Annotated in this window: 14 protein-coding genes; 9 read left to right on the top strand and 5 right to left on the bottom strand. The window is 46.5% G+C overall.

Going from position 1 to position 15,418, the window contains the following annotated elements:
* The first annotated feature begins 3 nt into the window (after positions 1-3).
* On the top strand, positions 4-1,584 hold the full coding sequence (locus AC0IYG_RS24630) for a RagB/SusD family nutrient uptake outer membrane protein (protein WP_471713717.1): 1,581 nt from the start codon (positions 4-6) through the stop codon (positions 1,582-1,584).
* Between the two features lie 74 nt (positions 1,585-1,658).
* On the opposite strand, the gene AC0IYG_RS24635 is transcribed toward AC0IYG_RS24630, so the two are convergent.
* The 4 genes from AC0IYG_RS24635 to AC0IYG_RS24650 form a co-directional block, all read right to left on the bottom strand.
* Entirely contained in the window at positions 1,659-2,726 is a 1,068-nt protein-coding gene (locus AC0IYG_RS24635) for a T9SS type A sorting domain-containing protein (RefSeq protein ID WP_471713718.1), read from the bottom strand.
* Positions 2,727-3,156: 430 nt separating this feature from the next.
* Positions 3,157-3,468, bottom strand: a complete 312-nt coding sequence (locus AC0IYG_RS24640; RefSeq protein ID WP_471713719.1) for a hypothetical protein — start codon at positions 3,466-3,468, stop codon at positions 3,157-3,159.
* A gap of 2 nt (positions 3,469-3,470) precedes the next feature.
* Positions 3,471-4,136 carry a hypothetical protein gene (locus tag AC0IYG_RS24645; protein ID WP_471713720.1) on the bottom strand — a complete coding sequence of 222 codons (666 nt, stop codon included), beginning with the start codon at positions 4,134-4,136 and terminating at the stop codon, positions 3,471-3,473.
* Between the two features lie 76 nt (positions 4,137-4,212).
* Positions 4,213-5,082, bottom strand: a complete 870-nt coding sequence (locus AC0IYG_RS24650) for a response regulator (RefSeq protein WP_471713721.1) — start codon at positions 5,080-5,082, stop codon at positions 4,213-4,215.
* Positions 5,083-5,218: 136 nt separating this feature from the next.
* On the opposite strand from AC0IYG_RS24650, the gene AC0IYG_RS24655 reads away from it, so the two are divergent.
* Together AC0IYG_RS24655 and AC0IYG_RS24660 are read left to right on the top strand one after the other, a co-directional pair.
* Positions 5,219-6,352 carry a sensor histidine kinase gene (locus AC0IYG_RS24655; protein ID WP_471713722.1) on the top strand — a complete coding sequence of 378 codons (1,134 nt, stop codon included), beginning with the start codon at positions 5,219-5,221 and terminating at the stop codon, positions 6,350-6,352.
* A complete protein-coding gene (locus AC0IYG_RS24660; RefSeq protein WP_471713724.1) occupies positions 6,306-6,494 on the top strand; it encodes an ATP-binding protein in 189 nt (62 codons plus the stop codon). The genes AC0IYG_RS24655 and AC0IYG_RS24660 overlap by 47 nt, the downstream gene beginning before the upstream one ends.
* An 83-nt stretch (positions 6,495-6,577) precedes the next feature.
* Here the strand turns inward: AC0IYG_RS24660 and AC0IYG_RS24665 are convergent, their stop codons facing one another.
* The gene (locus AC0IYG_RS24665) at positions 6,578-7,810 is read right to left on the bottom strand and encodes a PQQ-dependent sugar dehydrogenase (protein WP_471713726.1); all 1,233 of its coding nucleotides are present in this window, start codon (positions 7,808-7,810) and stop codon (positions 6,578-6,580) included.
* A gap of 553 nt (positions 7,811-8,363) precedes the next feature.
* Between AC0IYG_RS24665 and AC0IYG_RS24670 the strand changes: the two genes are divergently transcribed.
* From AC0IYG_RS24670 to AC0IYG_RS24695, 6 genes are all read left to right on the top strand, one after another.
* Complete coding sequence (locus tag AC0IYG_RS24670) at positions 8,364-9,434, top strand: sterol desaturase family protein (RefSeq protein WP_471713727.1); 1,071 nt, start codon at positions 8,364-8,366, stop codon at positions 9,432-9,434.
* A gap of 126 nt (positions 9,435-9,560) precedes the next feature.
* Entirely contained in the window at positions 9,561-12,620 is a 3,060-nt protein-coding gene (locus tag AC0IYG_RS24675; protein ID WP_471713728.1) for a SusC/RagA family TonB-linked outer membrane protein, read from the top strand.
* A gap of 68 nt (positions 12,621-12,688) precedes the next feature.
* A complete protein-coding gene (locus AC0IYG_RS24680) occupies positions 12,689-13,627 on the top strand; it encodes a RagB/SusD family nutrient uptake outer membrane protein (protein ID WP_471713729.1) in 939 nt (312 codons plus the stop codon).
* Positions 13,628-13,829: 202 nt separating this feature from the next.
* On the top strand, positions 13,830-14,255 hold the full coding sequence (locus AC0IYG_RS24685) for a RagB/SusD family nutrient uptake outer membrane protein (protein WP_471713730.1): 426 nt from the start codon (positions 13,830-13,832) through the stop codon (positions 14,253-14,255).
* A gap of 183 nt (positions 14,256-14,438) precedes the next feature.
* Positions 14,439-14,879 carry an AraC family ligand binding domain-containing protein gene (locus AC0IYG_RS24690; RefSeq protein WP_471713731.1) on the top strand — a complete coding sequence of 147 codons (441 nt, stop codon included), beginning with the start codon at positions 14,439-14,441 and terminating at the stop codon, positions 14,877-14,879.
* 360 nt (positions 14,880-15,239) lie between these two features.
* Positions 15,240-15,356 (top strand): helix-turn-helix domain-containing protein, encoded by a 117-nt coding sequence (locus tag AC0IYG_RS24695; protein ID WP_471713732.1) that lies wholly within the window; start codon positions 15,240-15,242, stop codon positions 15,354-15,356.
* Positions 15,357-15,418: the final 62 nt, after the last annotated feature.

The raw sequence follows: 15,418 nt of genomic DNA on the forward strand, positions 1-15,418 counted from the left end.
ATCATGAAAAGAACCTATATATTACTCATAAGCCTGTTTTTTCTCAGCGCCTGCAACGAGGAGTTCCTGACAAAAGACCATCCGACGGCAACTACGGACGAAAATTTCTGGAACACGGAAGGCGAGATCAATGCCGCGCTTAATGCGATTTATGAGCAGGTGCCAACCGGACAGTTTCAGTATAAAAGAAACACCCGGATCACATTTGAAGGCATGACTGACAATGCAGTTTGGTATGCCAACTTTTTTGGGGAAGTCAATACGATCGCGCTTGGCAATGCCAATTCGCAAATGCGGGGCGGTGACTGGTTCGCTGTGCAGCCGGTTTGGGAAGAAAATTACATTGCCATCCGGCGTGCTAACCGCTTTTTGGAACACGCAGGAACAGCATTGATAGAGGCTGGTCTGAAAAAACGTTATTTCGCCGAGGCACGCGCACTGCGCGCTTGGCTGCATCTGGATTTGTTTTTGTACTATGGCGAAGTCCCCATTGTGACCACGGTTGTGCTGCCAACCGAAACGGATCTGAAAAAAAATACAAGGCAGGAGATTGTTGACTTCGTGGTGGCTGAGTTGAATGCTGCATCCGCGGACTTGCCCACAACGTATCCGATTAACGACGTAAAAAGAATTACAAAAGGCGCTTGTTACACCATGAAAGCCGTTGCATTGCTTAATAATAAGCAATATGCAGAAGCAGCAGCCGCCGCAAAGCAGGTGATTGACATGAACCTTTACAAACTGCATCCTAACTATGTAACATTGTTTAACTACGAAGGTCAGGTCAATGAAGAGCGGATATTCATCAAGCAGGCTGGAAATAATGACACTTTTTACAGAAGCGCACCCGGCTATCTGGGCGGAAATGCTTGTCTTAACCCCACTGCTTCGCTGGTAAATGCATACGAAACCAGGCAAGGCAAAACGTTGACCGAACTGGGAGCAGACAGCGCCGAAATTTACAAGCAGAGCCCGAATTACAAATCGAACCGCGATCCGAGAATGGACGCAACGATTGCTTATCCTGGCTCAACCTATTATGGAGACCTCAATCCCTGGGACGATTCACCCAACAATCCAAACCGTCTGGCCGCGATTTACTCGTCCAAAACGGGTTACTGGTTAAGGAAGTATGTGGATCTGGCTGATAAAGGCAAAGGCGGCTCGCTCGATTACATGATCTATCGTTATGCCGATCTGCTATTAATGTATGTGGAAGCATTGGTGGAAAGCGGAAAATGGAGCGATCCAGACGTGTTGAAATACATAAATCAGATCCGTAACCGGGCAAAAATGCCAAATGCAAGTGCGGCTGTCTACAATTCAGAAGCGAAAATCAGAGAACTTTATCAGCGTGAAAGACGTGTCGAGCTCGCATTTGAAGGAAGTCGTTTGTTTGATATCCGCCGGTGGAAGATTGCAGAGAAAGTCATGAATGGTGTTGTAGAAGGAGCTGTTAATCCCAAAACAAAGAAACCTGTGAATGTTGAAACCCGCACTTTCTCTCAAAAGGATTATCTCTGGCCAATCCCAGCAAGAGAAACCGAAGGAAACCCCAACATGACACAGAACCCAGGTTACTGATCAGCAAATCATTTAAAAAAATAAAGGCTGCCCGAAAAGGCAGCCTTTGGCATGTATAGCATCAAGCAAGGCACTCAGGGGATCAGGATTTTCTTCGTGTTTTCTGCCGCTCCATTGCCTCGCAGGGAAAGCAGGTAAAGGCCGGAAGCTACATTTTCTGTTAGCTTAATGGTGTAATTATTGCCGACGCTCGTGACCGAGAAATTGAGTTTGCTGCCCGTCAGGTCATATAAGTTAATGTTTGAGGCGCTCGCATTGGACAAAATGAATTTGATCTCTCGATTGATGACCGGATTTCCCAGCAGCGCGAAAGCAACGCTTTTAGCGTGATTCTCTACATTAATAATCTTTGAGTTTTCGAACGAGCCGTCCACGTCAACCATTTTCAGCCGGTAATAATTGTTGCCCGCAAGGGGTGAATGGTCAGTGAAATTGTAATGTTGCGTGACCTTGCTGGTGCCATTGGACTGCACTTTACCCAATGTTGTAAATTCGGATAAGTCTGCACTTCTTTCTATCTCAAAATAATTGCTGGAAATTTCCTCCGTCGTTATCCACGAAAGCGAGATTCCGTCGCCCATTCTGTCACCCCGGAACTTAGCAAGCTCAACAGGCAGCGCATTAACGCAATGAACTGGCGAATTTTTCGCAGCCGCCTGTGTCGACCAGACATCTGCTTCAAGGTGCGGCACATCCGTACAAGCGCCGGGAACTACGAACCGAACGTGCTCAACCGTGATTTCATAATTAGAGTCTCCCTCATTGATCTCGGAAACAGATAATCCGTCAAATAAAGGGACAATGCTTTCATCCGGTTTGTATTCCGACAGCAGCGACACCTCGCCGTCCGTGTCTATCGCAATGGTGGCCAGCACTTTACCAAGCTCATCTGCATCGGGACCTTTCTTATATGCAGGACTTGGATATTCGTCCGGGCGCCAGAAGTGAATGTAGGTGAATTTATTTCCGTTGTTTTTGAAGATCTTAAATGTAACCGTCAGATCGACGATACAATTTTCTCCATCCGGTGTAACACTGTTTAATTCAATTGTCGGATCGGTGACGCCGCACGGTCCGCCCGACGGCGCAGCTACAAAGGAGCACATAAGAAACATTAACACGATAGTTAAAATCGATTTCATATTAAGGAACGTTTAGTTGGTTAATTACTATTCCTTAATATACCCGCTTTATCTTCGAATAATTAAATCCAATATGATGTTTACTCCCTCAGGTTGTGTATTTTGAATAATACTTTCTTGCCGTAAAAATACATTTATATCCCCTCAAAATACTACTAGCTGAATGTGTAGAATGTTGAAATTATACCGTAAATTTATGTGTATATCTTTGATAAACAGTGCTATTACGTTAACATTATGTATTTCGTAGTGTGGAGGCTGTACATTTGCGAAGATAGGAAGTGGATCCCTGAAACAAAAAAGTTAGCCCAAAATATCAGATTTTCCTCCATCGGAAAAGTTATATTTTATTTTTAGCAAAAACATGAAAAAAGCCGGCCATGCATTGCTGCACAACCGGCTCTTTCGCTATCATTCAGGCTGGTCCGGATTAGTCCGTTCTGCCGAGCTCTGTTTTCATTTTATACCACTTTTGAATGTCGCCGTCTTCGGCATCAGTATGATTGCTGGCCAAAAGTTTAAGAAACTCAAACTTAGCCTCATCCGATTCTAAAAACAGGTCGTCTGCGCTTCCTTCTGCCTTAACCAGATATTCGTATCCGTCATTGGTGACTTCTTTGGAGGTGTAAAATTTGCCGGAGCCCTCAAAGTTGCTGATCGAGTTATACAGATCATATACATCCTCTTCTCTGTCCAGCGTCACGGTGGACAGCCAGGACTCGTAGTTTGTTGTTTTTCCCATTTTCAAGTTATTCGTAATGTTACTGCTAAACAGTAAAAACTATACCAATGCCGATTTTCAGGCTTCGATGAGTCCATTCGCGAAGGCTTTCCACTGCGCAGCAGAACTCCTTTTTTACCAGCAAAACCAATAATCGCATTGCGGATCTTGTCCCAAAGTTTGGTGGATTCCTGGTTGGGTTCCAGGTTGCGGTCGTAAACACCCGCCGTTATTTTCAGATGATCGCGGCTGACGGTGAATGTGCTGGTTGCATCCGGCGCGTAAAAGTGTGCCGTCTCATCTGTTTCCGATCCCGGCGCCGAAGTAGGTCTTACCCGCACCGCGATGCTTTCCACATTACCGGTTTTTTCTGACTCGATTTTTTCAATAACCACCCAGTCAAAGCCATCAGCAGCCTCCGTTCCTGGGCCCGGAATGTCAACTTTGATGAGCAAGCCTTCCTGCGCAATGCCGGTTATGGGCGCACCGGATTGATCTGTGAGTGCAAAGTGCGCCAGCAATTCTCCGGCAACGTGATGCCAGTCGTTCACATTCAAAAGCCGCTGCTTGGCCTTTTCAAAGCGCATTATTGCATCCTCAGTCGTTTCGCATTCTTTAATGCTTTCGATATCAAGCGAATCGCCGAGGTGATTTTCGGGAACAGTATCTGTATGATTTTTCTTTTCCATGATCAGAAATGCTTCGTTTAGAGGCAATGCTGATCATAAAAATTGTGCCGAAATATTCTCAGTAGTTTTAAAATGCTTATGCGGCTTTTGGCAACACAATCGTGTTTGTCCAGAAGTGGCAGAGATTGGAGAAGTGGTTAATCCATGAACCAAGGTCGGGTGCTTTTACCATATAGGCATTGGCTCGTTGCCGGTAACAATCAGTAATGTCGCCCGAGTCGTCGGAATGGCTCACGATAATGATCGGAATGGTAAAAAGATTTTTACTGAACAAAAATGTTCTGATCCGGTCGAGCAGATCAAGGCCGTCTTTCCGGTCCGGCAAATAGAGGTCGAGCAAAATCATTTCAGGCGCGCGGTGCTCATCCTGCCATTGGTTTGCCAGATAATCCAACGTGCCAGCCTCATCACAAATGCCGATTACATTGGCATGTGGAAGCGTTGAGGACAGCGCCATTTTGATCAGTTTGGAATGATCGGCGTTATCCTCCACAATAAGGACATTCTTCATTTTTGAACCCCTTACCACCATTTGCTCCTGCGGCAGCAACTGATTATTCAAAAAACAAACATTAACCGCTTGCGCAATCTGCACATAATCGTCTGGCAAAAAAGGCTTGGTCATGTAAGCATTGATCCCAGAATGGTAAGCCGTTTTGATGAGGTCGGGGCTCGAAGCTGTGGAAAGCATGATAACCGGAACATGCTGCATCCGTTCATTCGCCCTGATCCGCGAGAGCGCCTCGAGGCCGTTCAGTTTGGGCATATTCATATCCATCAAAATCAGCGCCGAATTCCCCAGAAATTCATTCTGATCCAGGTTTTGAAGGAGTTCATTTCCATTGCATGTTTCCACGATCCGGACATCTTTAATAACGGCTGTCAGCGCTTCTCTAAGCAGCATCCTGTCGTCTTCATCATCATCTGCAATGTAAATTGTAATCATATCGCTCGAAACCCAGTGCACAATACGCCTTGATTATTGCTGAATAAGGCATTACAAAAATAAAAAAAATGTAAATAATTCCTGCCTGGAACAGAAATAATACACTTCGTGCCGCGTAACAATTCACTCTATATCCATGACAAAAAAGAAATCTGCTTCCGACAAGGAAATGGAAAGGCTCATTCATTATTTTCAGGCAAGGTTGGAAACAATGCTTGTTAATTGGCGTATCCGGTGCGAAACGGACCAAACAATGAACAGCAAAAGCAGCTTTTCCCGCGAAGAATTCAATGATCAGGTTCCCGTATTGTTAGCGGTTCTGCTTGCGAGGCTAAAAAATGAGGAGGCCGAGGCCGATCCGGTCCGGATTGCCAGTGAGCACGGACTGCATCGCTGGCAGGCGGGTTATTCATTGCAAGATCTGACGAGTGAAGTGGAGCATTTATTTGCAACATTACTCGACGAGATCAATGCTTTTCAGCACGATGATAATGTAAGTGTGGACCCGCAAACGTTGCTTACGGTTCATCGCGAAATCTTTAATTTATACTCGCAGGCCATCCGGGGAAGCATTTTGTATTACAGCCAGTTGATGCAAAACAATGCTGCCGAACGCATGCAGAGTCTCGAATATGCATTAGACCAGCTTCAACAGCTGAGTAAGCAGCGCGGCGAACACTTGCGCGAAACCTCACATGATCTGCGGTCAACATTCAGTGTGTTGATGATGGCTTCGCAAATGCTTGAACTGCCGCGTAAGGATAGCGAGCGTGAAGAACTGATGGAAGTGCTCAACAGAAACCTTTCCTCACTTCGGGAAATGCTGCTGCAGTTGACCGACTATGCACACGTGGAAGCCGGTCAGGATGAGCTGGACATTCAGCAATTTGACGTAGCCAAGCTCATTCAGGAGACGCTCGAAAATGCCCAACCCATGGCCAAGCACAACAATTTGCTGCTTGAAGGAAACGGGCCGGAAAAGCTGGAAGTGACGAGTGACCGCGTAAAAGTCCAGCGTATTTTGATCAATCTGTTATATAACGCCATTAAATACACCCGCCAGGGCAGCATCTATATCACCTGGGCACAGGAAAATCCACTCAGATGGACATTGAGCATTCAGGACACCGGCCCGGATTTCGCCCGGCAGTCCGGCTGCGTTGCTAGCAGATCAACTACGGCCTGCCGTGCATGCGGCTACCAGTCACCAGCAGCCCGCACTGATGCAGGAGCCTCCCGCAGGCAAGCCGCAGGGCAGCGAGCACATTAAGGAAAGTGAGGGATTAGGGTTGTTTATTGTCAAAAAGCTTTGCGAGCTGATGAAGGCATCCATGGATATCGAAAGCATGCCGGGCAGAGGCACATTGGTCAGGATCCGGTTTTTGACCAGGCAGGAGCCGAACCGAATGTAGTAGGGAGATCTTAAATGCAAAATCCTGAGACCGGACGTTTGAAGTGTCCAAGCTCAGGATTTGCCATTTTATATAAAAGAATGTTACTTCTTATAAACTCTGTAGAGTCTGCCCTGGTCGGTGACTGCGTAAAGTGCGCCGTCCTTACCCTGCGTTACGTCCCTGAAACGCTGGCCTTCGCTGGCAAGAAGCCTTTCTTCGCCCACGACTTTGTTATCCTCAATGATCAGGCGCAAAATATGTATGCTGCTCAGACCGCCGATAAACAGGTTGTTTTTCCATTCCGGAATGCTGTCGCTGCTGTAAAATGTAATGCCGCTTGGCGAAACGACCGGGTCCCAATAGTAAACCGGTTGCTCCATGCCTGCTTTTTGCTGAATAGAATCGCCGATTTTTCTGCCATCATATTCAATGCCGTAGGTGATCGTAGGCCAGCCGTAGTTTTTACCCGCTTCAATGCGGTTCAGCTCATCGCCGCCTCTCGGGCCGAATTCAACTTCCCATAAATCGTTGGTAACCGGATGAAATGCAAGGCCTTGCACATTGCGGTGGCCATAAGAATACAGCTCCGGTTTTGCGCCGTCTTTTCCTTCAAACGGATTGCCCGAAACAGGTTTGCCCTCTTTCGTAATGCGGATCACTTTTCCCAGGCTTGAATTCAATGATTGCGCCTGTGGCCGGGTAACCGTGTCCGAACGTTCGCCTGTGCTGATGATCAGGTCATTGTTTTTGTCAAACAAAATCCTTCCTCCGTAGTGCAGCGTGCCATTATAAGCCGGTGTAGCGCGGTAAATAACCGTTGCTCCTTCGATCTTCTTTTCATCTGCTGAAAGTTTTCCTTTTGCCACCGCAGTGAGGTTGCCGTCTTTCAAATGTTCAGAAAATACCCAGTAAACCATCCTTGTTTTTTCAAAATCAGGGTCAACACGAATGCCCAGCAAACCGCCCTGGCCTTCTGCATTCACAGTCGGAATGCCCGTGATGGGTGCGCTTACCTTGCCATCCGTTGTTGCAATGCGCATTGTGCCCGCTTTTTCGGTGATAATCAGGCGGCCGTCAGGAAGCGTCGTGATGCCCCATGGATTTTTAAGATCGCTGCTTAATACTTTTCCTTCATAAGGAGTAGTCGATTTTACTCCGCCAATTCTCGTTTGTCCTTCAAATGCAGGTTTGTAGCTTGTATTGGCTTTTTGTGTTTCCACAGGCGCCAGTGTGCTGTCGGTTTTCGCTGCATCGGAGCTTTCCGACTGCTTATTTTGACAGGATGCGAAACTCAATGCAGCTCCGGCCAGCATGAACAGAATACTTTTGGTCATTGTTTTTTTGGTTATCGGTTTAAAAGTCAGACTCTGGAATGCGCAATTTAAGCATATCGCCAGGTAACGCTTCAAGTTTGCGAAAAATTTCGCTTGCGCTTGCTTCGTAATAATTATTAACTTTACTTTGTCTATGAATTAAGTAGGCTAATGTTTGAACCACCCTTACAGCAAGCCGCAACAACTTAATATTTAACATTCGCTCTAATCATAAAATTGTCAGCTATGGCACCACGGTGGTACTATTCACGAAGTTCTTCTTCCAACGCAGCAATGCTATCCTTGTATTGTTGCTGTTGAACTAGCCCGGCCAAATTGCGCTCTGCAATAGCCAAAACTCCATTCTTACGACCTCCCAAACAAGACATTTCTCTGAAATTTCTGATCTATAACCATGCATTGCTATGACGTTTTCTGATGTATTTCTACTGGCTAAAAAAATTGCCGTCGGTATTTTTCTGACGCTGGTGCCATTTGCATTGATCGCCGGAGGAATCTGGCTTGCGCAAAGTCTACTCAAATAATCCGTAACTCCACTTTAACTATTACTATTATGAAAATTGAACAAAATGTTACGCAAAGGATATGGCGTGATGCTTTACTCAGTATTCTGCTTTATCTGGCGCCCATCGCGCTGATGTTCGCAACTTTTTACTTCACCGATCACAAGCCATGGGCCGCGAGTAATGCGTTCCCTTTCAAAGTGCCCGGTTTTATTGAGGCGGTTTTTAACAATTTAAGCTCCTGGGGATTGCCCGTGATCATTTTAGCCATCGGCGTCATCGAATTCGGAGCCGGGCTGTACGAAACCAAATGGACAAAAAATGAGCGTATCCTTGACATTGTCTGCTTCGTCGTTCCAAAAATTATCATTCCTCCCGTCGTAGCTTATTATGGTTTGAAATTGCTGCCACAAGCGCTGCCGGGATTAAAAGGAAGTTTTTCATGGGTTCCTTTCTGGTGGGCGTTCGCGATCATTGCCGTTGCCGATGATTTGACCCAATATTGGTATCACCGTCTGCATCATCAGGTGCCCTGGTTATGGCGTTTTCACCGCACGCACCACAGCGCACCATACATGGGAATGGCCATGGCCGGAAGACAGAATGTTATTTACACCGTCTTTTTTTCACAAACTTATCTTACCGTCGCGCTCACCTATATGGGGCTGGGTTACGCCGCATTGTTTGTTAAAGTGGTCAAATCGCTGATCGTAACAGGCGCACATTCCAGCATTCCTTGGGACAAGCCTTTTTACAAATACAAGCTGCTCAATCCGATCGGCTGGGTGCTCGAAAGGTTCATTTCCACGCCTGCGACGCATTATGCGCACCATGCGGATACGACAGACGATGGGGTAGGGCATTACAAAGGCAACTTTGGCAATATGTTTTTCCTTTGGGACATCATTTTCGGCACAGGCATCATTACACGCCGTTATCCGACTTCATTTGGCATCAAGCATTATAAGGAAGAAGAGTGGTATGCTCAGTTCCTGTGGCCGATTCTCAAATCTAAAAAAGAAGGAAGCGAGCTCGCAGCTGATGGCCCGATGGTAGGCGACGAACTGCCGCTGCATCCGGTCCATACAGAACCGCTGCTCGAAGCCAAAGTAGCCAGCTAAGTCAAAAACACATTATAATTTGCCCAGGTGCGTATACGGCCAGCCGTTAAATGCTCCATGGGTGAACTATGCCCGATCAACAACTAAATCAACCCATTAAGTATTTACAATTTTACACCCCAGAAAATGATCATTAAAAATTTACGCCTTGTCCTGTTACTCGGCGTCCTGATTTTCACCTCCGACTTTGCCCTTGCGCAAGAGGTGATCAGCGGAATTGTGAAGGATGAAACCGGCCAGGGATTGCCCGGAGCCACGGTTGTCGAAAAAGGAAGTTCAAAATACGTGCTCACGGATCTGGACGGCAAGTTCAGCATTCCGGCTGCAAAAGAATTTCCATTCACCATTCAGGTGAACCTTACCGGATTTCAGCAGCAGGAAATAGAGATTTACGAACTTCCGACAGACCTTGTCGAGCTGGTTCTGAAAACGTCCAACCTGCTTGATGAAGTCGTGGTTATCGGTTATGGTGAGCAGAAAAGAAAGGATATAACCGGCTCAATTGCTTCGGTTCCGCTCGAAATCAAGAACCAGCCGGTGGCGTCCGTGGAGCGTTTGCTGCAAGGATCGGTGGCGGGAGCTGTGGTGACGCAGACTTCGGGGCAGCCTGGTGGCGGCGTGAGCGTGCAGATCCGGGGTAACAACTCCATCACGGCCGGAAGCGACCCGCTTTATGTGATCGACGGCTTTCCTATTAACAACGATTATAGTGTTGCCGATGCAGGCGTAACCGACGGTTCGAAAATCAACCCGTTATCTTCATTGAGCACAGCGGACATTGAAAATATCGACGTCCTCAAAGATGCTTCGGCCACTGCCATTTACGGATCGCGCGGCGCTAATGGCGTTGTTATTATCACGACCAAAAGCGGTTCCAAAGACAAATCATCGATCAATTACGATGCTTTTTACGGAACGCAGGAAGTGATCCGCACCATTCCGCTTTTGGATGCAGGACAATGGTGGGCACTTCGTAAAGACGCGGCCGCCAATTCAGGAAAGAATGTTTCGATTCCTTCTGTGACGGGTTACGCATTGGATACAACGGGCGCTGGCACGGATTGGCAGGATGCAGCTTTCAGAAAAGCCTCGCAGCAAAGCCATAACCTGTCTATTTTGTCCGGATCGGATAAAACGCGGCTGGCAATCTCAGGTAATTATTTTAAACAAAATGGTATCCTGCAAAACACAGATTTCCGCAGATTTTCGGCGAGAGTGAATTTGGATCACAACTATAATGACAAGTTCCGGATTTTTACCAGCCTCAATGCAAGCAATACGAAAGCCAATGTTGCCCCGACTTCCATCATCGGAAATTTACTGCAAACGCCGCCCGCATTGCCGATTTATCAGGACAATGGCGGATTTGTGGTCAACAGTCCGTTCGAATCAGCGCTGCAAAACCCGATTAATTCCTTGTATAACCAGTTGAATGAGACCATTACCAACCGTTTTCTGGGTAATGTTTCAGGCGAATACACGATCATTGAAGGCCTGAAAGCAAAAGTGCTTATCGGTGCTGATGTGGTGGGAAACAAACAAAACCGTTACTTGCCGAGCACAACCGCAGAAGGACAGGCGCTAAGCGGCAACGCCATCGTGGGATCTGTTTTCACAACCAACTGGCTGAACGAAAACACATTAAGCTACGATAAGGAAATCAATGAAAAGAACCGCGTTAATGCGGTGGTTGGTTTTACCGCGCAAACTTCCGAATCTAAGGGTTCGATTGCGGAAGCGGCCGGATTTGCAACAGATGCATTTGAATACAACAACCTGGCAACGGGAATTACAAGCATTGCGCCGCGTTCGGCAGCCAGTAAATGGTCGCTTGCTTCGTATCTGGGCCGTATCAATTACATTTTTGACGATCGTTATCTGCTGACATTCACGCTTCGTGCAGACGGTTCGTCGCGTTTTGGTGAAGGCAACAAATGGGGATATTTCCCTTCGGCGGCATTTGGCTGGAATTTGAACAGTGAAAAATTCTTTCAGCAGTTCAAAAACATTAGCTTGCTGAAACTGAGAGTAAGCGCAGGATCGACTGGAAACCAAAGCATTCCGCCATATCAGTCACTTTCTCAGCTTGCTTATTTCCGCTACAATTTCTCCAACACGACCGTTTCCGGTTATGCACCCAACACAGTGCCCAATCCAAACTTGGGCTGGGAAAAAACATTTCAGGTGGATTTCGGGGTTGATCTGGGCTTGTTCAAAAATCGTTTGAGCATTATTGCCGACTATTATTACAAAAGAACAACTGATCTTTTGCTAACCAGAACTGTTGCAGGAACTTCCGGGCTTTCGGATTTCAATAATGGACAGGCTTCCGTCGTGTATCAGAACATTGGCGAGGTGAGCAACCAAGGCATTGAATTGTATGTAAATTCCCAAAATACAACCGGCGCTTTCAAGTGGAACACGATCTTTATTTTTGCCAAAAACAGCAATAAGATCCTGAACCTTGGAGATAATGTGAATCAGATTATCCCTGTGATTTCAGCGCCCTCGATTGCGAAAGTGGGCTCACCGCTAGGATCCTTTATTGTCTACAAAACCGACGGGATCATTCAGCAGGGAGACGCCGCACTTACGCCTCAGCAGAACAAAAGTCCGGGCGGGCAGAAATACAAGGACATTAATGGTGACGGCGTCATTACGCAAGCTGGCGACCGCGTTGTGATCGACAACCAGCCTGGTTTTACGACGGGTCTTACTAACACATTTAACTACAAAGGCTTTGATCTGACCGTATTTTTCCAGGCATCCATCGGTGGAAAATTGTACAATGCCAACCGCGCGAACCTGGAACTGGGAACCGGATATGTGAATGCCTCAGACGTAATGCTTGATCGCTGGACGCCGACTAACACCAACACCGACGTCAAAGCCGCATTCCAGGATCCTGCGATCACCATTTCGGACCGCTTCATTGAAGATGCCACTTACTATCGTCTCAAAAACCTTTCATTCGGTTATAATTTGCCCAAAACACTTTTGTCCAGAGTCGGCATTGATGCATTGCGCATTTACTTCTCTGCGCAAAACCTCGTAACCTGGACAGATTACACAGGTTATGACCCGGAAGTGAGTTTGAACGGTCAGTCGCTGATCAATAAGGGCATTGACCAGGGTGTTTATCCAAATAACAAATCTTATCAGGTCGGTCTTTCACTGTCCTTTTAACAAATAACCAGCGATCTGTGATGGACATTAATGCATTGTTACAAAAGCATTTAAATAAAAGAATTGAAATGAAAAGTTTAAAATATATCATCGTTGCCACCCTCACACTCGGCCTTTCGTCCTGCGAGGAATTTCTGAAAGAAGAACCCGAATCGTTCCTTTCGGAAGAGCAATATTACAAAACACAAACCGACGCGATCAACGCCGTTAATGCAGTTTACTTCTTCCTCAATTCAGGCGGAAGCAACATTCAAACGCCTTATAACACGCTGTTTAACACGGGGATGAATATGGCAAGCGATGACGAAGATCCGGGCCCCGGCGCCACAAACCCGGACGTGCGGTCTCTTTCGGTGCAGGCGCATTCATCCACAAACCTGCGGATTTATGAGCTTTGGCAGCAACATTATGCAGCCATCAAAAAGGCCAATGTGGTTTTGGAAAAATTGCCTGCCATCGAATTTGATAATGCATTGAAAGAGCGCCTGCTGGCAGAAACCAAGTTTTTGAGAGCGCTTTATTATTTCAATCTGGTGCGGTTGTACGGCGACGTTCCGCTGATCAAGGAATATCAGAAATTCGTGGACCCGGCTGGATATGAGATAGCAAAGTCGCCTTCGACGGAAGTTTACGCGAGCATTGAAAAAGATTTGCTCGAAGCTGCGGCTGTGCTTCCGGCTAATTATGCTTCACCCAATGTGGGCAGGGCAACTGCGGGAGCCGCAAAAGCTTTGCTAGCCAAAGTTTACCTGACCAAAGCTTCGTTGCCGCTCAACATTGCTGCGCATTATAAGGATGCCGTTGCAACAGCTGAGGAAGCACTTTCACCTGCGGACGGCGGCACGGGAGCATATGGGTACGATCTGGTTTCGAATTATGCGGAAGTGTTTTTGCCAGCATTTAAAAACAACAAAGAGCACATCTTTTCGGCCCAGTTCAAGTCCAATGCATTGAACCAGGGCAATAATGAAAATCCACGTGCGATCCTGTCGGGATTCCGCAATTGAATGGCAACTATGCACATATGGTTCGTTTTTACACCAATGGTCAGGATAAACAATTCAGCATTTATAAGTTGTTTAAACCTTGGGACAAAAGGCGGGCTGTCACTTTTACAAGGAGCTTCACCAGTCCGTCCAATGGTCGTCAATATGCACTTCCGATTACGAACCCGGCCGTTCCTAATGATTCCACGCCGTTTTGGGCCAAATGGTGGACCCGGCTTCCACTGCTGTTACCAACCAGTCGGCAGCCAATGTGCCCATTATCCGCTATGCAGAGTTACTGCTGATCCATGCAGAAGCCGAAAACGAAGCCAACGGCCCGACCGCGAAAGCATACAAATCACTGAACCGCGTGAGAACAAGGGCAGGTCTGGCCAACCTTACGGCAGGGCTTTCAAAAGATCAGTTCAGAGATTCTTTGTATCTGGATCGCCGCCTCGAAGTCGTGTATGAATATCAGCGCTGGTTTGACCTGATCCGCCAAAAGGATGCCACGGGAAAATCTACATTTGTGGCCAACCTGCATAAGGTTGGAAAAACGAATGCGGCTAACAAGCACAGGCTGTATCCGCTGCCGCAATCAGAAATCGATAACAATAAGCTTCTCGTGCAAAATCCAGGATGGGAATAACCTGATCGGGAAATCATTAAATAGTGTTGAGGCCGGCATAGCGATATGCCGGCCTCTTCGTTTTGACTGTATAAAGATTGTTATAATCCTGAAAAGTATAACATTAGCAAGATATGCGCGTTGCTAACCATTTTTTAATGAGCTGATCTTGGAGTGAATATTTGAATTTCATAATTTTCAAGCATGATACCCAATGAGAGCCTAGCGCATTTTTACCAGACACATCCGGCAGCAAAAGGCCTGGAAGGCCCCGATAAGACAACGGGAGATAAGGGCCACTTCAATGTGTTTTCCCGTGCGTTGTGCAACAAATACACATCTTACGCAAGCCGTGACTTTTACAAGATTTCACTCATCATTGGCAAAGGCATTCTTTCCTATGGCGGACAACAGGTTGAGATCAATCAGAATGCGCTGGTTTTTTTCAACCGCAATGTGCCTTATTCCTGGCAGGCGGTTTCGGAAGACCAAACGGGATATTTCTGCCTTTTTACGGATGCATTCCTAAGCTTAATGAGCCGTGCTAAGGCTGTTACGGACTGCCCGATCCTCAAAACGGACTGTATTCCAGTGTATTTTCTGGGTAAGGAGCAGGAAGAATATCTATTTAAGCATCTTCCGTAAAATGCGCTCCGACATCGATTCTGATTATGTGCACAAGTACGAGCTGATGCGTAATTACGTAAATGTGATCTCGCACGAAGCGATGAAAATGCAGCCATCCGAAACCAATGAAGGTTATGCAACGGGCTCGGCCCGGCTCTCTTCACAGTTTAACGAGTTGCTTGAACGGCAGTTTCCGATTGAATCGCCTGAACAAAAGCTTAAACTGAAAACAGCCAAAGACTTTTGCGGCGAAACTCGGAGTGCATGTAAACCACCTCAACCGATCATTGAAAGAAAGCACGGGCAAAACCACCACAGAGCACATTATAGATCGCATTTTATCGCAGTCAAAGGTTATGCTGAGACATTCCAACTGGAGTGTTTGCCGAAATCGCATTTTGCCTTGGCTTCGAGTATCCGGCTTACTTCAATAATTTATTCAAAAAGCAAATTGGCGTAACCCCGAAATCCTACCGGGTTCAGGAAAGATATTGATGTTTGAATTTTATAATATATTGTTTGAAAATAGTTAACATAGCTCGCTGCGGTCCAATTAC

Source organism: Dyadobacter sp. AC419 (assembly GCF_979253085.1).